Origin of the sequence: Runella sp. CRIBMP, assembly GCF_009905605.1 — a bacterium.
GTDB lineage: Bacteria > Bacteroidota > Bacteroidia > Cytophagales > Spirosomataceae > Runella.
Genome location: NZ_JAAAKZ010000001.1, coordinates 1,042,853 through 1,060,439, shown reverse-complemented (window position 1 = coordinate 1,060,439; position 17,587 = coordinate 1,042,853). Strand labels below are relative to the sequence as shown.

The 17,587-nt window shown below is 43.8% G+C and carries 19 protein-coding genes; 10 read left to right on the top strand and 9 right to left on the bottom strand.

The window, feature by feature from the left end; translation table 11 throughout:
• Position 1: 1 nt before the first annotated feature.
• A complete protein-coding gene (locus GVN20_RS04270) occupies positions 2-964 on the bottom strand; it encodes a trypsin-like serine protease (RefSeq protein ID WP_166557121.1) in 963 nt (320 codons plus the stop codon).
• A gap of 23 nt (positions 965-987) precedes the next feature.
• A complete protein-coding gene (locus GVN20_RS04265; RefSeq protein ID WP_166557120.1) occupies positions 988-1,998 on the bottom strand; it encodes a hypothetical protein in 1,011 nt (336 codons plus the stop codon).
• A 221-nt stretch (positions 1,999-2,219) separates the two neighbouring features.
• Between GVN20_RS04265 and GVN20_RS04260 the strand changes: the two genes are divergently transcribed.
• The 9 genes from GVN20_RS04260 (at position 2,220) to cdaA (ending at position 10,528) form a co-directional block, all read left to right on the top strand.
• Positions 2,220-3,392: a hypothetical protein gene (locus GVN20_RS04260; protein ID WP_166557119.1), complete on the top strand. Its 1,173-nt coding sequence runs from the start codon at positions 2,220-2,222 to the stop codon at positions 3,390-3,392.
• Between the two features lie 28 nt (positions 3,393-3,420).
• The gene (locus GVN20_RS04255; protein ID WP_166557118.1) at positions 3,421-3,912 is read left to right on the top strand and encodes a hypothetical protein; all 492 of its coding nucleotides are present in this window, start codon (positions 3,421-3,423) and stop codon (positions 3,910-3,912) included.
• Positions 3,913-3,996: 84 nt separating this feature from the next.
• Positions 3,997-4,575, top strand: a complete 579-nt coding sequence (locus tag GVN20_RS04250) for a hypothetical protein (RefSeq protein WP_166557117.1) — start codon at positions 3,997-3,999, stop codon at positions 4,573-4,575.
• 4 nt (positions 4,576-4,579) lie between these two features.
• Positions 4,580-5,365: a sensor histidine kinase gene (locus tag GVN20_RS04245; protein WP_166557116.1), complete on the top strand. Its 786-nt coding sequence runs from the start codon at positions 4,580-4,582 to the stop codon at positions 5,363-5,365.
• A 132-nt stretch (positions 5,366-5,497) separates the two neighbouring features.
• The gene (locus GVN20_RS04240) at positions 5,498-6,151 is read left to right on the top strand and encodes a sensor histidine kinase (RefSeq protein ID WP_166557115.1); all 654 of its coding nucleotides are present in this window, start codon (positions 5,498-5,500) and stop codon (positions 6,149-6,151) included.
• Between the two features lie 147 nt (positions 6,152-6,298).
• Complete coding sequence (locus GVN20_RS04235; protein WP_166557114.1) at positions 6,299-6,946, top strand: response regulator transcription factor; 648 nt, start codon at positions 6,299-6,301, stop codon at positions 6,944-6,946.
• Between the two features lie 119 nt (positions 6,947-7,065).
• Complete coding sequence (locus tag GVN20_RS04230) at positions 7,066-8,934, top strand: ABC-F family ATP-binding cassette domain-containing protein (protein ID WP_166557113.1); 1,869 nt, start codon at positions 7,066-7,068, stop codon at positions 8,932-8,934.
• Between the two features lie 100 nt (positions 8,935-9,034).
• Positions 9,035-9,673 carry a DedA family protein gene (locus GVN20_RS04225; protein WP_166557112.1) on the top strand — a complete coding sequence of 213 codons (639 nt, stop codon included), beginning with the start codon at positions 9,035-9,037 and terminating at the stop codon, positions 9,671-9,673.
• 51 nt (positions 9,674-9,724) lie between these two features.
• Positions 9,725-10,528, top strand: coding sequence for a diadenylate cyclase CdaA (gene cdaA, locus GVN20_RS04220; RefSeq protein ID WP_166557111.1), 804 nt, complete (start codon positions 9,725-9,727; stop codon positions 10,526-10,528).
• Positions 10,529-10,531: 3 nt separating this feature from the next.
• On the opposite strand, the gene GVN20_RS04215 is transcribed toward cdaA, so the two are convergent.
• The 4 genes from GVN20_RS04215 to GVN20_RS04200 all read right to left on the bottom strand — a co-directional run bounded on the left by GVN20_RS04215 (position 10,532) and on the right by GVN20_RS04200 (position 15,185).
• Positions 10,532-11,938: a sulfatase gene (locus GVN20_RS04215; protein ID WP_166557110.1), complete on the bottom strand. Its 1,407-nt coding sequence runs from the start codon at positions 11,936-11,938 to the stop codon at positions 10,532-10,534.
• Between the two features lie 35 nt (positions 11,939-11,973).
• Positions 11,974-13,506 (bottom strand): sulfatase, encoded by a 1,533-nt coding sequence (locus tag GVN20_RS04210; protein WP_166557109.1) that lies wholly within the window; start codon positions 13,504-13,506, stop codon positions 11,974-11,976.
• A gap of 97 nt (positions 13,507-13,603) precedes the next feature.
• Positions 13,604-14,887, bottom strand: a complete 1,284-nt coding sequence (locus tag GVN20_RS04205) for a sulfatase (protein ID WP_229598959.1) — start codon at positions 14,885-14,887, stop codon at positions 13,604-13,606.
• A gap of 112 nt (positions 14,888-14,999) precedes the next feature.
• Complete coding sequence (locus tag GVN20_RS04200; protein ID WP_114067122.1) at positions 15,000-15,185, bottom strand: hypothetical protein; 186 nt, start codon at positions 15,183-15,185, stop codon at positions 15,000-15,002.
• 74 nt (positions 15,186-15,259) lie between these two features.
• Here GVN20_RS04200 and GVN20_RS04195 point away from each other — a divergent pair, with 74 nt between their 5' ends.
• Positions 15,260-16,270, top strand: a complete 1,011-nt coding sequence (locus GVN20_RS04195) for a S1C family serine protease (RefSeq protein WP_166557107.1) — start codon at positions 15,260-15,262, stop codon at positions 16,268-16,270.
• Between the two features lie 85 nt (positions 16,271-16,355).
• On the opposite strand, the gene GVN20_RS04190 is transcribed toward GVN20_RS04195, so the two are convergent.
• From GVN20_RS04190 to GVN20_RS04180, 3 genes are all read right to left on the bottom strand, one after another.
• Positions 16,356-16,607: a hypothetical protein gene (locus tag GVN20_RS04190; RefSeq protein ID WP_166557106.1), complete on the bottom strand. Its 252-nt coding sequence runs from the start codon at positions 16,605-16,607 to the stop codon at positions 16,356-16,358.
• Between the two features lie 130 nt (positions 16,608-16,737).
• On the bottom strand, positions 16,738-17,196 hold the full coding sequence (locus GVN20_RS04185) for a nuclear transport factor 2 family protein (protein WP_166557105.1): 459 nt from the start codon (positions 17,194-17,196) through the stop codon (positions 16,738-16,740).
• Positions 17,197-17,274: 78 nt separating this feature from the next.
• Positions 17,275-17,574 (bottom strand): hypothetical protein, encoded by a 300-nt coding sequence (locus tag GVN20_RS04180; RefSeq protein ID WP_166557104.1) that lies wholly within the window; start codon positions 17,572-17,574, stop codon positions 17,275-17,277.
• Positions 17,575-17,587: the final 13 nt, after the last annotated feature.

Sequence of the window (17,587 nt, the reverse complement as noted above, 5' to 3'; positions counted from 1 at the left end):
TTTAACGAATTCTTTTGATGAGGGGAGTCATTTGGGCAAAATCTATAATTTTGGCGATTGGGATAATTAAGGTTAGCATATCGCTTGCGTCTCCTTTAAAACCTCCTACAACAATCCCAATCAAATTTAAACTACTGTCAAAAACGGGTGAGCCAGAGTCTCCTTTTTCAGTTTTTAATTCAGCAACGATAAGGTTATTCAAAAATACATTAGCAATATCTGTACTGATAAGGCCTGAAAAACCGATAATTTGCCCCTGTGTTTCGTGTGAAATTCTTCCAAACTTATTAATTGGGAAGTTTTTAAAATTACTTGAATTGATAATTTTAATGCCTACTGGCACTCCGTTTTCGGGTATTGAGTTTTCGATTTTAATTGGGTCATCAATTCGAGCGATAGCTACATCTATTCCGTTAAAAATAGCTTTTTCTAAATACGCATCTATTTGAATTTCATCATCAAAAAGTACTATATCGGGTTGTGCTTGTTGGTTTTTATGCTTAAAAAAAGATATCCGATTTTGATTTAAAAAATCTTGCGCCATTACGTGCATATTTGAACAGGCATATAAATCTCCAACACTATTTTCAAAAAACAGACCTATTGTGCCGCGATTAGGTTTTAGTCTTAATGAAAAAACACCTTCTCCAGGCTGTATGCCACTTAACAAATTTAATTTCCCAGTTTCAATTATATCCGTTGGAATTTTTTTAAACTCATGTCCAAGTTTTATTACAAAATGTGTCGGTATGACTTCATCTACCTTTAAATCGTCCTCTTTTTGTTTCTTTTCTACATAAAAAACAATGGAATAATATCTTAAATCCTTTCCTTTGCGTTTTTTGTTCCCAAGATGCACTCCGATACAATTTGGAAATTGTTTTAACCAAATAGGTGCTTGGGTATTGACATAGTCACTCAGCGCCGTTAATTTTTTGCTTGTCGAATAAATTATCTTTTTCATGATGTTGTCTATTGGGCCTAAGTTTAGTTGTTATCTCCTCCTATCGTCTTCACCTTTAGCGCACTCCTGATATTCATCACCTTCTGGAGCATATCAAACCAAAATGGTGCACCTGCGCTTACGGCTCCAATACTGATGATGAGTCCTGCCAATTTTTTTAGCCAATATGAGCATTCTTTACCCTTCGGTGTCTGTTCCATTTCCCAACCCAAGGGTAGGCTTGTGCCTTGGGCAAGTTGCGTACGAATGTGCATAGTGAGCGAGTCCAATTGCTGCTTAGCACGAATGATTTGGAATGAATCCCCCTTGGATAGTTGTTTTTTGAGGGAGTCAAGTACAAGTGAATTGCTGGAAGTTTGCTGAATAATAGCATCAGCCGCCTTCACATAAGCCGCGCGAGCTTCGGGGTTTTGCCACAGATACTGAGAAATTTTCAGCGTATCTACGTTGAGTATGGCGCAGAAAACTATTGCTGAAAAAAAAGTCCATAACTGCACCCTGCGCTTGTACCAGTCGGAGGTACGTTCCATAGATTCATCAAACCACTGGTCAATGGCTTTTTGGAAGGCAGCCATACGGTCGGCGGTTTCTTTAGTGTTGCGCTTTACCTCACTGATAAGGGTTTGTAGTTGCTCTTTGAGGTCACTTTGAGGGAGTTTATTGATCGCATCTTCTATTTCTTCAAATGTGCCATCGACGTTAATAGGAGTGCCTTGTACTACATTTTTTAGAATATTGAGCAGTGTCTCCCTGAAAGTACGGTTAGATATATAAGTTGGTTTGTCTTGGCGTGTAAAAAGACCATAATTGGTATCACGCTCTAAACTTTTAACCAATGGGTGATTGAAAAACGCATCTCCAAGCGATTTACCATCATTCGTTGACAACATCTTGACAATTCCTTTGCGAAGTTGTGCAGCGCGTACGTGAAGTGTGGCATCTATCCACTCATTGATAACTGTACAGGCCAAGCCTAGTACCAAATAGATAACAATAAGTCCGATGAGTACATCGAGTGAGGCGAGAATATTCATAAGAAGTTGAGGATTTAGTAGTAAAATATAAGATAAAACCTCGGTATCCTGAAATGCAATTTTTATAACGGTCACAGGTTTTATCCCCCCACAAATTTCTAAACACATTCTCTCGTATCCTATGGGGAATTTTCCCTATTTGATACCGTATTTTTCCCGTAGAAAAAGCCATAGTTAACCCTTTACTTTGTGATATTGAAATACAAAGCAATCCAAATAGTATGCGACTCTTTCTTGTTCTAATAATATGCTTTTTTGTAAGCTTTTGGTCACACTGCCAAAAAAATATATATGCTAACACAGTAGATAAAATAGATTTAATTCCATCTCCTACCAAGAAATTTGTATTAAGCCGAAACTACCCCAAAGGCATAATAATGGGAGAAAAATTTGATTGGGATATAGAAAAAGGGGAGTTCGTCCAAAAACCGAACAATGGTATATTAGGAAAAGCATTAGCCGAGAAAGTTTTGAAATCTTTTTTGACCAACGAAAACATCAAAAATGAATTTCGATTTGGAGAAGAGTCTGATCCTTTGTGGTTTCATGCCCCTGCAATGGCATTAGATCCACAAAATGGTAGGGAGTTTATACACGGGTTGACAAGAGAGCGTAGTTCGGAAAAAAAGGAATTGCACCCAAATCAAAAGTATAAGGTACAAAACTGGGCAATTGGTTTTTATAACAGCAGGGGAGGGTATGAAATTGGTCGCGTATGGAAAAATCAGAATGTTCCTCTCAATAATGCAAATTTCCCGCCCAATACAGTTTCGGTTAAATTATTGTTTACAAACGTAACAACTTCGGCTGTTCCTTATTTGAAAAACGCCCCTAGGTGGGATGCGCATATTCATAAAAGCGTGAATAAGTACAATGAAAGAAAAAAAAATAGTTTGAGGCTGATACAAGTCGATTTAGCATTAAAGTACGATGCCAAACATTGGCTGTTCAGTACCTTTGTTTATCATGATTCTATTGATGCCCAAAATCCTTGGCATAGACTGATTTGCGCAGGAGTGGCCACGAATGCAGGTTTCAATTGGATTAATCCAGATTATACAACACTGTTCAAAAAAGAGTTCAATGACGGTAAAGGTATGCATTTGGGAAGTGGAGGACAATTGAATGGTCCCGTGGACAATCCCTGCTCTTCCTGTATCGGATGTCATAGCAAAGCGGGCTATCCAAATGACAAAGGCAATTTGGATTATTCATTGCAATTAGAATACGGGATGGAAGCGTTCAAAGACAGTAAAGTCAAAAAAGAAAAAATTCCTAAATGTGAACACTCCTTTGCTTACAATAACACAGAAACTTGGACTATCTGGACGCTCATTGCTCTCAGCAGTTGTTTCTCGTGTATACTCGTCGGCCTTAAAATCCATCGAAAATAGATATACAAACCCTTTAAATTTTTAAACTATGACAACTTACATCTCCATTACCAAACAGATAGCTAAAAAGTATCGTCGAAACTATCGAAAAGCCACTGAAAATACCATCGGAAATAAATTTGGTCAAAAAGTAAAAGACCATCACAGCACAAAAAAATCAAGAGGCAATAAATCTTTCCGTACTTTTTCAATGTCTTTTAACCCCGCACTCGCTGATGTACATGGGCAAGCAGGATTAGCTATGATTATCACCGATTTGGCTATCAGCCCATTACCTCCCTTTACGGGCAATCGTAATCGCTATCGAATCATGCCCGGTCTCAAAGACGATGGCTCACGGGTAGATATTTTGGCGCTTTCTTGGTTTAAAGGTAGCTTTGACGACGATGATGATGAGTATTACGAAATCAGCCCAAATGCCAATGTGCAGTACGATGCAATATTGACAAGTGCAGAAGCCTGGGATGATGGAAGTGACCCAAATGGATACTCTTGGCACTGCGACCCTCATTGTCCTTAAAATACAACTTTTATCATGTGGCAAAATGTCGTTTCAGCTCTTCTTTATGTGTGCGTAATAGTGGGATTGATTTGTTATAAGCAAATGAAGCCCCACTATTTGCGTGTTTTTGTGGTTTGGTTTTTGCTATGGGCATTGGCCGATATAAGCCTCTATCTTTTTTATAATTTTTTTCCCAACGGCCGTTTGGTGCGAGGGCTGTATTGCATTTTAGACCCGTTTCATTTTTTGGTGTATGGGTATGCATTCATATTATCACATCAATCATCAAAAGTAACTAAACGCATCATTTGGAGTGTTTTTGGGGTACTTGTCTTGTTTTCTTTGTATCAAATTGTATTTCATATCGACGACCGCAGTGCCGCCACCAATACATTCTTGCTCAAAAGTTCTTTGATTCTGGTGCTTGTATTGTATTACTTTTGGCAACTTATTTCACTCAATAAAATACTGATATTGACCGAAACGCCCCTGTTTTGGATAGCCACGGCTTCGTTGTTTTATTTTGCAGGCAACATCATTGCCACAGGGCTGTTTCATCAACTATTGCAAAATAATAAGCAATGGGCGAGCACTTTGTACAAACTCAATTATCTCTTAGAGATAGTTGTATATTTATTTTCTATCTTGGCCTTTGTTTTAGCGTCCAAAAAGAAACAATAAGTATATGACAGACATGGGTTTGTTGGCAGTAGTAGCCACTTTTACATTTTTACTTCTGGCTACTTTTATCATATTCTTTTTCATTCTTTTCCAACGCCGCCAGCTCCAAAACCGCCAAGAAAAAGCCGCTCTCCACGCTCAATACCAACAAGAAATCCTTCAATCTCAACTCGAAATCCAGAATCAGACCTTACAGCACATCAGCGGGGAGCTGCATGACAACATCGGGCAGTTGCTCTCGGTGGCGCGGCTGCAACTGAATATGCTGGAAGACGAAGAAACTGCTACTCCCACGCAAATCCGCGAAGTTAACGACGTCATCGACAAAACCATCCACGAACTACGGGCCCTGAGCAAGAGTTTGGATGGCGATTTTGTCAAAGATTTCGGGCTGATGGAGAGCCTTTCGCATGAGTTGCAACGTATACGCGCTACGAGTAAGTATCAAACTGAGATTATTACGGAAGGAGAACCGTATCGGTTGGAAGGACAAAAGGAAATTGTGCTGTTTCGCGTGGTGCAGGAAATTCTCAACAATACCCTCAAACACGCTGCCGCCAAAAACATCAATGTAACGCTTCATTATGAACCGACTCAGTTTACCCTTACCGTACAGGATGATGGCAAAGGCTTTGATATTGGAAAAGTAATGGGCCGAGAAATGACCGAATCGGGAGCGGGCCTGCGCAATATCAAACGCCGCACCGAACTCATCGGTGGCAACTGTCATCTGGAATCCACCCTGGGCATAGGCACTAAAATACGGCTTCAATTGCCCGTTGTTTCCTAAAAACCGTAAAAAAAACCTTCACAAACGGGAATTCTCCCCTTTCGCTCCCCATTCCATCCTTTTACTTTCGTACTATTCCGATCGTATCGGTCGTTTTATTGGTCATAATGTATCCAAAAAACAGCAGTGAGCATGGCAGAAGGGACAGAGTTGAAACAAACTGAAAAATTAATGGAGTATCAACATGAAGTGCTTGAGTCACAGATTGAAGTACAAAAACAGGCATTTGAACGCATCGAAACCGAATTGTACGACAACGTAGGCCAAATGCTATCCGTCGCCAAGATTTATTTATGTACGCTTGAAGAAAGTGCATTGAACGACGAGCAACAGAATTATGTCAAACAAATCAATGATATTGTGGGCAAAACAATTCTTGATTTACGCACGCTGATTCGAAATCTGGACGCATATCTTTCCACTAATTTCGATTTAAGCAGTAGTTTGTCTACCGAAATTCTGCGTATTCAGAAAATAACCCGCGTCAACATTGAATTACAGATTTTGGGCAATCGGTATTCGTTAGGCTATGAAAAAGAAATTGTGCTGTTCAGAATTGTGCAGGAATTAATCAACAAACTGTGGAGTGCGGGCAATGTTTCAAACATTAAAGTGATTCTGAATTATACACCTACGTTGTTCAGTATTTCAATTCAGTTTCAGGGAAAAAACGTCAAAATAGAGGCAGGTAATCTCCACCGACGTACCGAATTGATGGGCGGAAAGTATGTATTCACAAACAAAAAACCGAAGGAAATACGCATTGAGCTACCCGTTAGAAATTAACTCATTTTACAAAAAAGCTAAGTTTGTATAGACCACCAGTGCACCCACAAATTCAAGCGCTTTTCTTTTTATTTATCTAAATCCTTGATACATTTAGGCAAACTGCGCAAACTTTATTTTTACTGATTATACCCACTCTCCTCCCCCATGAAAACCTCTATCGCTATTGTTGATGACCACGAATTAATGGCCAAAGCCCTGTCAGGATTGGTTCAAAAATACGAAGAATACGAAGTCATTTACGAAGTCGGCAATGGCAAAGAATTGATTAAGTACATCCAACTCAATATGGTGCCCAGCATAGTGCTTCTCGACATCAGTATGCCCGAAATGAATGGGTACGAAACGGCGTTGTGGCTCAAAAACAATTATCCCAAAATAAGAATTTTGGCCCTTTCAATGAATGATAAGGAAGAAGCCATCGTCGAGATGCTCCGCAACGGCGCACACGGCTACTTACCCAAAGGCTGTAAGCCGTATGAACTCAAAATGGCTTTGGATTCACTGGTGGCAAAAGGCTATTATTATTCCGAATTTGTGACAGGAAAACTCGTCAAAAGCCTCAACCCTGACACTATTTTGAATCCTGTCGAGGCCCTGAACCTCAACGACCGCGAAACCGAGTTCATTAAGTTGGCTTGCAGCGACCTCACCTACGTCGAAATCGCCGACAAAATGTGCGTCAGTCCACGTACCGTCGATGGCTATCGCGAGTCGGTGTTTCAGAAAATGAACGTCAAAAGTCGGGTGGGAATGGTGATTGAAGCTATTCGTCTTAAAATCGTAGAATTATAAACCTAACTCATTAACAATTAACACATTTCTACAACAAAATCAGGCGCAATAGTTATAAATTAAACGCTACAAATACGATTACATATCATATGTAGCCAAAAGCCTGCTACCTTTGCGGCATGAATTACCTTTCAGCAGAAAATATTTCCAAGTCTTTTGGCGACAAGTGGTTGTTTAAAGACTTGACCATCGGCCTCAGTCGCGGCGACAAAATGGCCCTCATCGGCGCCAACGGAACGGGCAAAACGACATTAATGACCATCTTGGCGGGCGTTACGCCCCTTGACCAAGGCAACGTTAGCGTTCGCAAGGACATTCGCGTGGGCTATCTCGAACAAGCACCTGATTTTGACGGACAACTTCCCGTTTTGGAAGTTTTGTTTTCGGGCAATAATCCCGTGGCAAAAGCCGTCAAAGAATACGAAGAAGCACTTTTATCGGGAGATGATAAACGATTTGCGACCGCCATTGAAAACGTGGACTCGCTGCAAGCTTGGGATTTTGAAGCCCGCGTTAAAGAAATTTTGGGAAAACTCGGCATTCCCGACGTTACGGTCAAAATAGGAACTATGTCGGGTGGACAACGTAAACGCGTTGCCCTGGCCAAAGTACTTATTGAAAGCCCCGATTTATTGATTCTTGATGAACCTACCAACCACCTAGACTTGAGCATGGTGGAATGGCTCGAAAATTACCTCAATACCCAAAATACCACGCTCCTGCTCGTGACCCACGACCGGTATTTTCTAGATACCGTATGTAACGTGATTGTGGAGTTGGACAACGGCACGCTGTTTACCTACAAAGGAAATTACGCCTATTTTCTGGAAAAGAAAGCCGAGCGCGAAGCCATAGAAGCCTCCGAAGTAGATAAAGCGCGCAACCTATACCGCAAAGAACTCGACTGGATACGCAGGCAGCCCAAAGCACGCGGCACCAAAGCTAAATACCGCGTCGATGCCTTTGAAGACACCAAAGACAAAGCCAGTCAACGCAAGTTTGACAATCAAATAGAACTCAACGTAAAGTCGGCGCGACTGGGTAGCAAAATTGTTGAACTGCACAGCGTAGGCAAACATTTTGGCGGCAAAACCGTCGTTGACAATTTCTTATACACCTTCAAAAAAGGCGATAGAATTGGGATTGTCGGCAAAAACGGAGCGGGGAAATCTACATTGCTCAACATGATTACGGGCGAGCTACGCCCCGACAACGGACAAGTGGTACGTGGTGATACGGTTCAGTTTGGTTATTATAAACAAACCGACCTTGAGTACAAACCCGGTCAGCGGGTGGTAGACTGGGTAAAAGATGTGGCTGAGGTCATTCGACTCGGCACGGGCCAGACCGTAACGGCTTCGCAATACCTAAATGCCTTTTTGTTTCCACCGCATAAGCAGGGTACACTCATCGAAAAACTCAGCGGGGGCGAAAAACGACGCCTTCAACTGCTCCGTATTTTGATGGCCGAGCCCAACTTCTTGATTCTGGATGAGCCGACCAACGACCTTGACATCACGACCCTCAACATACTGGAGGAGTTTTTGATGAACTTCCCGGGTTGTTTGATTATCGTTTCCCACGACCGGTATTTCTTAGACCGCCTCGTCGACCACTTGTTTGTGTTTGAAGAAAGCGGCGGCATCCGCGATTTTCCAGGAAACTATACCGATTACCGCAACTTCCTTTCTGACAACAACGACCTAAAATCCGATACCAAAACACAACCTGCAGTCGCACCCGTCAAGGCCGACACGCCTCCAACGACACCAAAGCGTAAACTAAGTTACAAAGAACAAAAGGAACTGGAAGGGCTAGATGCTGAAATGGCCGCTTTGGAGAAACAAAAAGAAACTTTTATTGAGAAACTAAACGGTGGCAGTGGCTCGCACGAAGACCTCATTCAGTGGGCGCATGAAATTGAAAATATCACTGCCCAAATCGAAGAAAAAGAAATGCGCTGGCTGGAGTTGAGCGAACTAGCCTGAGTACCCCCTCTGCGGCACTATTTTCAGAAAGATAATAAACAAAGCAAGACTTATTCGGTTGGTTATTTCACCGTGAGCCAGAAGTTGTGTAATTTTGAGCATGGATTCAATTACTGACTTTTTCCAATATCTCGTTAATTCTGAAGAAATTATCCGTACTGGTGGATTGGTGCTAATAACGCTTATCATTTTTGCCGAAAACGGTCTATTCTTTGCGTTTTTTTTACCGGGCGACTACCTCGTGTTTTTGGCAGGGGTTTTCTGCGCGTTGAAAATTCTGGATGTCCCTATTTTTCTACTTTTGGGATGTCTTTTTGGAGCTGCTATTATAGGCTCACTAACGGGGTATCTCACGGGTCGTTTTTTTGGCGACAGGATTCAGAATCGGCCCGATTCTATTTTTTTTAAGAAAAAGCACATCGAAACCACCCGCATTTATTTTGCAAAATACGGCAGTAGGACGCTCGTAATCAGTCGTTTTTTGCCCGTAGTACGCACTTTTGCCCCTATTTTGGCAGGGTTGGTCAAAATGAAATGGCCTGGGTTTATGCTCTATAATGTGTTAGGGGCGGGATTATGGATTTTTGGATTGACGGGCGGTGGGTATTATTTTGGCGAAAAATTTCCCTGGATTATTGATTATGTTCATTATATTATCTTTTTCTTTTTGGGAATTACTACGTTCACTGTGGTGAGGGGGTATTTTAGCGCAAAAAAAGACATAAGCAGCGAGGGATAAAATGTAGTCTAAAAGGGATAAACCGCCGTAGTACAGTTAACTTAACAAATTATGTTTTTATTCCAGATAGGTTTTTTAAACATCGAATGGGTAGACGTATTGGACATTCTACTCGTGGCGTTTTTGCTGTATCAAATCTACTACTTAGTACGGGGAAGTCTGGCGAGCCGCGTATTTTTGGGCTATTTACTGATTTATCTTTTCTATTTGGTCGTACGGGCCGTTGGCCTTGAGCTTTTGACCAAAATTCTGGAATATTTCATGGGCGTGGGCGCCGTGGCGTTGATTGTGATTTTCCAACAGGAAATTCGGCGCTTTCTGTTGTTTATCGGAAAATCGACCGCTTTTGCCAACAACCGACTTCTGGGTCGTTTTTTGCGCCACCCTACTTCAACCGACAAAATCAACGAAATCAAACCCATCATTGAAGCCGTTCGGGCCATGGCCTCCGAATTTACGGGTGGGCTATTGATTATCAAGAAAAACGACGAGCTCGACAAATATCTCCAAACCGGCGAGGAAGTCGACAGCGTACTTTCCAAGCGCCTTTTTCTTTCATTGTTTAACCAATACAGCCCCATGAACGATGGCGGCGTGATTGTGGCCGACGGGCGCATCAAAGCCGCACGCTGTATTTTACCCGTTTCCGACAGCGACGATTTCGGCAATTTAGGCTTTCGTCACCGGGCGGCGTTGGGTATGAGTGAAGTAACGGATGCCGCCGTCATTGTGGTCTCCGAAGAAACAGGCCGTATTTCGCTCGCCATTGAAGGAAATCTATTGAGCAATATTCCCGCTTCTGAAGTCGAAGAACGTCTCCGAAAATACCTGTTTGAGCAAAGCAGTAAAAAATAATTATTAATTCTTCATTTGTTCGGTCTTTGCTGAGTTGCCGTAGTAAGGATACGTTTCAAAAGGTTGCATTCCCGCCGTGCGAGGGTCGGCGGTCTCTTTTCGCCATTGGTTCAATTTCATTGCCAAACTCTTTTTAATGGACTGGTAGTTAGCGTTTTTGGCCAAATTATTCACTTGTTCAGGGTCTTTCTTTAAATCATACAGCTCCTCTGCTGGACGCTTGGCAAAACACAATCGGTAATGATAGGCATACTTGGCCGAATCTTGTAAGATAACATCCTTGGTAGGCCCAGGATCAACGTCTCCGTAAGCCCCTACGGCAAAATAAGGCTGCGGGTCGCCGGCAGGCCATTGCTCTGGCGCAAGGTTTTGAACGTATAAATAATCACGGTTACGAATGGCGCGGATAGGATAACTTCGGTCGCCCTTACGCACATTAGCGTGTCGTTCGCGTTCTAGAAAAACTTCATTGCGATGATTTTGAGTTTCGTTTCGTAGCAAAGGCCACAGGCTTTTACCCGACATTTCTTTGGGAATTGACAAACGGGCAGCCTCCAAAAAGGTAGGCGCAAAATCGACAAAACTTACGAAACTATTGGTAGCATGAGCTGGGATTTTGCCTTTCCAATAAACCACCAATGGTAAGTTCGTTCCTGCATCGTACACATTCGCTTTGGCACGCGGAAAAGGCATTCCGTTGTCGGAGGTAACAACTATGAGGGTATTTTCCAGTTCGCCGATTTCTTCCAGTTTTTTGAGCAATAGCCCCACTTCCCGGTCAAAACGCTGTACCTCATAATAATAATCTAACACATCGTCGCGGATTTCGGGCGTATCGGGCCAGTAAGCAGGCACGCGCACATCGGCCGGGTTCATTCCCGAGGCTTTTCCCGTTCCTGTCTCATACACCCGATGCGGGTCTTGGCTGCCAAACCAATAACAAAAAGGGCTGTTGGTGGGTCGTTTTTCCAAGAATTCATCAAAGTTTTTGTAGCTTTTACCCGCAGGGTTTTGTTCATAACCACCGACTTTAAAATCGCCCGGCCCCCATCCTTTGCGCTCCAATCCCACATGGTAACCATTTTGGGCCAATATTGATGCATAATTGGGCAACTTGGTTTGCAGCGTACTCCAAAGGTTTCCGCTTTCTTCGTTTTGGTGCGGATAACGCCCCGTCAGAATCGTTGCCCGGGAGGGGGTACAGGACGGGGAGCCACAAAAAGCATTGGTAAAAACTACACCCTCGCGGGCCAAACGGTCAAAATTGGGCGTTTTTACGACTTTATCCCCGTAAATACCCGCGTGCTTACCCCAGTCGTCGGCAATGCAAAAGAGGATATTGGGCTTTTTTTGCGCCAACAGAGGCTGCATAAACAAGCATAATACACCCGCAAACTTTATAAATTTCATAATGAAGAGATGTGAAGTGTGGTACCGACAAAGTGTCAATAATTCCCCTTATAAATATGGTCGCTACGCTTCTGCTTAATTGGTTTGAGCGGAATTTGCAAACCGTTGGTACTCTCCAACCAGCCCCAAACTTGGTCGCGCAGGTCTTTCGCAATCGACTGGTGTTGTGGACTTCTGATGAGGTTATTGATTTCCTCGGGGTCGGTTTGGAGGTCGTAAAGTTCGTTGGCATCCCACACACCGTGGTTGAAAATGTATTTGTAACGGTCGGTTCGTACCGCAAACATCGTGGGTGTTTGAGGATAATCATATTCCCAATAGTACTCATAAAATGCCCGGTCTTTCCACTCCGCTTTTTGTCCTTTTAGCAACGGCAAAAAAGATTTCCCCTGCATTTGAGCAGGCGTAGCCAAGCCCGCATAGGCCAAAATCGTGGGTGCAATGTCGATGTTCTGAATCACATTGGTGAGCTTGGTTTTGGGTTTTATTACCGACGGGCAACTCACCAACATCGGCACCCGCATGGATTCTTCGTAAGCGTGGCGTTTGTCAATCAGACCGCGTTCACCAAAACTAAACCCGTTGTCGCCCATATAAATCACCAAAGTATTTTCGGCCAATCCATTATCTTCCAAGTATTTCATCACCCGACCCACGCTTTCATCGACTCCGAGTAGGGTTTCGCAATACTGACGATAAAAATCATTGAAACTGATGGTTCCATGGTAAAGATAATCCACTCCGTGCCAGCTATATCGTTGATTTTTGACCCAATTGGGCATATCTTTCATATTGCTTTTGACCTCACCCGTTTCGGGGTCTTTTGCATTTTTTCCCCAAATTTTACTGGTATCGCTTTTGGTCAGGTACATTGAGACAGGGTACTGGATCGGCATGTCTTTGTACTTGCCCGCGTGGCGTTTGGCGGGTTGAAAATCGGCGTGAACGGCCTTGTGCGAGAGGTACAAAAAGAACGGTTTGTTTTTGTCCTGCTTACCCATCCACTCAATAGCGTAATCGGTCAGCAAATCTGTCGTGTAGCCATCTTTGTGGCTTACCTGTTTGCCGTTGATATTGAATGTGGGGTTGTAATACTGTCCTTGTCCTTTAAAACTCAACCAATAATCAAAGCCCAGTTGCGGGGCGTCGTCGGCGTTACCCATGTGCCATTTGCCCAAGAAAGCCGTTTTGTAGCCCGCCTTTTGTAAATACATCGGAAAAAATTTAGTATTGGGCGGCAAGGGCGCAAAGTTGTCAACCACCTGATGCGTGTGCGCATATTGGCCCGAAAGAATACTTGCCCGGCTCGGTGAACAAAGGGCTGTACTCACAAAGGCGTTTTGTACGTGCGCCCCATTGGCAGCCATTTTATCCAGGTTAGGGGTCTGTAAACCCGAGAACTTTTCCATAAAACCCATGGCATCGTAGCGGTGGTCGTCAGCCAAAATGAAGATGACATTTTTGGGAGAAGCAGCAAGGCTTTTTGTGTTTTTAGACGGATTAAATCCCGTCAAAGCAAAGATACCAGCCGTAGCCGCGAGACCAAAGAGAAAGGCTTTTTTGAACATAATGTTTGAACATGCTATAAGTAAGGTGAATAAATCTCTTGATAATAAGCGTAACAGAATACGCTTTTACTTAATTAATTCAGGTAGATGCACGCGGCTACTTTTGCCAGTTCACCGCGCCTGCTTTTTGAATGTGCCGTCTCAACTTTTTTTCTAGTGCGTCATAAATCGGCTTGTTGGCTTTTCTAACATCCGTTGTTTCGAGGGAATCTTTCGACATATCGAAAAGCTGAAACGGCTCAAACGGTGTGTTTTGCAAGATTTTCCAGTTTCCCTCTCGCAAAGCGTAATACTCTTGTCCGCCATACGCACCTCCTTCTCGCCGTACCCAGAAAGTGGGCCTATCCGAGCTTGTTTTGGGCTCTCCTTTCAGCACGGACAAAAAAGACTTCCCGTCTACGACGGGTGGGATTTTCGCCCCCGCAGCTTCACAAAAAGTGGGGAGTAAATCCATGGTAAGCGCCCGAAAATCCGTTTTCGTGTTGGCGTTGATTTTATTCTTCCAAACGGCGATGGTCGGCACCCGGATTCCTCCTTCGTACATTGTCTGTTTGCCTCCTTTCCAGATACCGTTATCGGCTTCGTCCGACAGCAGGCCACCGTTATCGCTGCTGAAAACAATGAGTGTATTTTCGGCCTGCCCATTTTGGCGCAGTACATCCATTACCTTGCCGATACTTTCATCCAAATGCTCAATTAGGGCCGTGAGTTTGGCCCGTTTTTCGGAAAGATTAGGATTCCGTTTTTTTACTTTGTCCACCCATTCTTGGGGCGGTTGTACAGGAAAATGAGGGGCGTTGTACGCCAGATATAAAAAGAAAGGTTTCGGATTTTTCTTTTGGGTATTCAGGTAATCAATGGCCCATTGGGTAAATAAATCGGTGGCGTGGCCTGGTGGGTCAATAACCTGCTTGTTGAGCCGCATCCAGTTTTTTCCTTCGCGCAGGTGCGTGTAATAATCATCCATCATGTCTTCCAAAAACCCGTGAAAATGCGTAAACCCCCGTTGGTTGGGGTGATTTTCGGGCTCCAGTCCCAAATGCCATTTCCCGACCATCGCGGTCTGATAGCCAGCCGTTTTCAATACCTGAGGGAGTGTGAGGGCTTTGGGAGAAAAGTACCCCCAGCTATTTTCAACATTGCCCCGAATCACGCCAGGCACACCCACCAAATCGGGATAACGGCCCGTCATCAGGGCGGCCCGGGTAGGTGAACACACGGTTGAATTGGCGTAAAAATTCGTAAACCTCATCCCCTGTTTGGCAAGGTTATCCAGATGGGGTGTTTGGCAATATTTTGAACCGTATACCCCTACTTCGCCCCATCCCATATCATCCACCAAAATCATAACGATGTTGGGTTTTTGTTGGGCAAAAGCCAAAGAGGAGAAAAATAAAAGAAAACAGAGACAACGAACGCAAGAAGGCAAAAGGCTCATATCATTTTTATGATTTACTATTGCTATAAATCATAAAAGCCGCTATTCTAACCTTCTATTCACCGCTTTTTAACAGATACTTTCTGCGCACATCATTGATTAAAAACTTTTTTTGGGCGGTGAAGCTCTCGGGATGTACTTGTGCATATAGCGTTTCCCATTCTTGAAAACGCTCCGCTTCGTGTTGGCGAAATGCCTTTATGTCAATTTTTTTGGTGATAAGGTATTGTTCAAAGGTCATTATCTGTCAAAATGTCTTTTTTTATGCCATGGAACGGGGATTGAAGCACTGGGTTTTTCTCATTCTCAAACACCATGATCACTTTCACCAACTCAAGTACTGACGTCGCCGAGGGCGGAAGTTCAGTCTTTCAAGATGATGCACCTTTACTCGATGCTTACTCCCAAACGGTGGTAAATGTAGCTAAAAAAGTCAGCAACTCGGTCGTTCAAATCAAAGTGAGCGGCAAAAAAGAACCCCGCAGCCGCAACCCCAACGAAGGTCAAGGAACCGGCTCAGGGTTTGTGATTTCATCCGATGGGTTTGTCATCACCAACAACCACGTCGTGGCGGGTGCCACCAAAATTTCGGCACTACTACAAGACGGGCGTGAGTTTGAAGCCCAAATTATTGGGCGTGACCCCGCCACCGACATTGCCGTGTTGAAAATCTACGGAGATGCCTTAAAGGCCGTTGCATTTGGCAACTCCAAAACCCTTCAGGTAGGCCAAATCGCCATTGCCATCGGCAACCCCTACGGATTTCAATACACCGTCACGGCGGGGGTCATCAGCGCCTTGGGCCGCACATTACGCTCAGAGTCTGGGCGTTTGATTGACGATGTCATTCAGACCGATGCTTCACTTAATCCCGGCAATTCTGGCGGACCGTTGGTCAACTCACAGGGGGAGGTCATCGGAGTCAATACCGCCGTCATTCTACCCGCGCAGGGGCTGTGTTTTGCGGTATCTTCCAACATAACGGCGCAAGTAGCTGGTCAGCTTATCATGCAGGGGCGCGTACGCAGGGGGTATTTGGGGATTGCTGGTCAACTCATCAACCTCACCGACCGCATCATGCAGTACAATCAATTACAGACTAAAACGGGAATCTACATCGTGAGTGTAGAGGCCGACGGTGTGTCGTACAACTCGGAATTCAGGGCGGGCGATATTATTGTGGGCTTTGAAGGAAACCCCGTTGGCTCGGTAGATGATTTACACAAATTGCTCACCGAAACCACCATCGGAAAACGCATTGAAGTAACGATTTTAAGGAATAATTTGGCAAAGAAGATAAGCGTTATTCCAGGCGAATTGAAATAATTTTGTGCACGCAAATACGCTAAGGAGCAGAGAAAAATGAAAAACTTTGCTCCTTCCTTAGCTTAACGGTCCGCCGTGCGGTGATTTACTCATTCCGTTCTATTGCTTCCTGAAAATCGGTGTGCATTTGATTGAAACGCTCAAAAATTGTTTTTAGGAAGGCTTCGTCAGAAAACAGCTTACGAATATCGGCTTCGTCACCAAAAAAATCCATTTCACTAACTTTGTACGTTTGCTCATACAAACCTGCTTCCACCTTGACAATGTACTTACCGTTCCATGTATAAAGAGCGATTTTGTAATGATCGGTGCTTGATATATCTCCTACGTAACGCATGATAGTAAGTGAAAGCGGTTACTCATAACCGCGTTTTTTTGAAGGGGAGGTTGCTTACAACCGACCTTGTTTTTCTTAGTATTGCTCGGGTATTCTATCGGGCAGAGGCCGCTACGGCCCTGCCCCTACCTTATTCACAACCCTCTTTGCGGCGGGTATCGATGATGCTCAGGATTTTCCAACCGGCGGCGGTTTTGACCAACTGAAACGCATTGACCCCGCAATGGCTGAAATTGCCTTTGAAATAGAATTTATAGGGCGTCCAAGCCGTGGCCATTTCACCGTCGATGCGAATGTCGACCGCGCTCAGGCGTTCGTCCAAATCGCCAGGGGTGGCTTTGCCAATACTTTTCAAAAATCCTTCGAAAGAATCAGATCGTACCGTGACTTCACCAGATTTGTTTTTGGCGATCGACTCAAGGCGCGCGCCTGGCATCAACGATTGGCGTACCAAGGTAGAATCGCTCTTTTTCATTCCGTCAAACAGCTGCTGAATAGGCACTTTGACCGCCATTTCTTCGGCCGATTGAGCAAAAACGCCAACGCTGCAAAAGAGCGAAATACTCAAAATTTGGAATAACTTTTTCATAAGAAAATGAGTTTTAGGAAACAAAAGAAGCGACGCTTATTCAAACGTCGCTTCGTATTTATATCAAATGCTAAAAATCTAGTTGGCCGCAGTAGCTGCTGAATCAGCCGCTGCTAGTGCCGCCGCAGGAGCCGTTGTTTCAGCCGTAGCTGCACCAAACATTTTTTCACGAATACTGTTGGTACGTAGTTCGAGTTCGGGCTTAGCCGTATATTTAATCTTGGTCTGACGAGCCGCCGAATCAGGATGCACACCGTAAACGTATTCATCGCCGGCGCGTACATCTGTTTGATCAATCTTATTGTTCTTTTGATACTTACAAGAGGCCAAAGAAACAACCAACAACAAAGCACTTATTTTCAAAAAGTTACGTTTCATCTTCAAGATTCGT

Excerpts from the sequence above, each read along its gene's own strand:
- GVN20_RS04240 (WP_166557115.1), top strand. The coding sequence starts at position 5,498 with ATGGCAGAAGGGACAGAGTTGAAACAAACTGAAAAATTAATGGAGTAT.
- GVN20_RS04245 (WP_166557116.1), top strand. The coding sequence starts at position 4,580 with ATGACAGACATGGGTTTGTTGGCAGTAGTAGCCACTTTTACATTTTTA.
- cdaA (WP_166557111.1), top strand. The coding sequence starts at position 9,725 with ATGTTTTTATTCCAGATAGGTTTTTTAAACATCGAATGGGTAGACGTA.
- GVN20_RS04215 (WP_166557110.1), bottom strand. The coding sequence starts at position 11,938 with ATGAAATTTATAAAGTTTGCGGGTGTATTATGCTTGTTTATGCAGCCT.
- GVN20_RS04255 (WP_166557118.1), top strand. The coding sequence starts at position 3,421 with ATGACAACTTACATCTCCATTACCAAACAGATAGCTAAAAAGTATCGT.
- GVN20_RS04210 (WP_166557109.1), bottom strand. The coding sequence starts at position 13,506 with ATGTTCAAAAAAGCCTTTCTCTTTGGTCTCGCGGCTACGGCTGGTATC.
- GVN20_RS04230 (WP_166557113.1), top strand. The coding sequence starts at position 7,066 with ATGAATTACCTTTCAGCAGAAAATATTTCCAAGTCTTTTGGCGACAAG.
- GVN20_RS04260 (WP_166557119.1), top strand. The coding sequence starts at position 2,220 with ATGCGACTCTTTCTTGTTCTAATAATATGCTTTTTTGTAAGCTTTTGG.
- GVN20_RS04200 (WP_114067122.1), bottom strand. The coding sequence starts at position 15,185 with ATGACCTTTGAACAATACCTTATCACCAAAAAAATTGACATAAAGGCA.
- GVN20_RS04180 (WP_166557104.1), bottom strand. The coding sequence starts at position 17,574 with ATGAAACGTAACTTTTTGAAAATAAGTGCTTTGTTGTTGGTTGTTTCT.
- GVN20_RS04270 (WP_166557121.1), bottom strand. The coding sequence starts at position 964 with ATGAAAAAGATAATTTATTCGACAAGCAAAAAATTAACGGCGCTGAGT.
- GVN20_RS04250 (WP_166557117.1), top strand. The coding sequence starts at position 3,997 with ATGAAGCCCCACTATTTGCGTGTTTTTGTGGTTTGGTTTTTGCTATGG.
- GVN20_RS04225 (WP_166557112.1), top strand. The coding sequence starts at position 9,035 with ATGGATTCAATTACTGACTTTTTCCAATATCTCGTTAATTCTGAAGAA.
- GVN20_RS04235 (WP_166557114.1), top strand. The coding sequence starts at position 6,299 with ATGAAAACCTCTATCGCTATTGTTGATGACCACGAATTAATGGCCAAA.
- GVN20_RS04185 (WP_166557105.1), bottom strand. The coding sequence starts at position 17,196 with ATGAAAAAGTTATTCCAAATTTTGAGTATTTCGCTCTTTTGCAGCGTT.
- GVN20_RS04265 (WP_166557120.1), bottom strand. The coding sequence starts at position 1,998 with ATGAATATTCTCGCCTCACTCGATGTACTCATCGGACTTATTGTTATC.
- GVN20_RS04195 (WP_166557107.1), top strand. The coding sequence starts at position 15,260 with ATGATCACTTTCACCAACTCAAGTACTGACGTCGCCGAGGGCGGAAGT.
- GVN20_RS04190 (WP_166557106.1), bottom strand. The coding sequence starts at position 16,607 with ATGCGTTACGTAGGAGATATATCAAGCACCGATCATTACAAAATCGCT.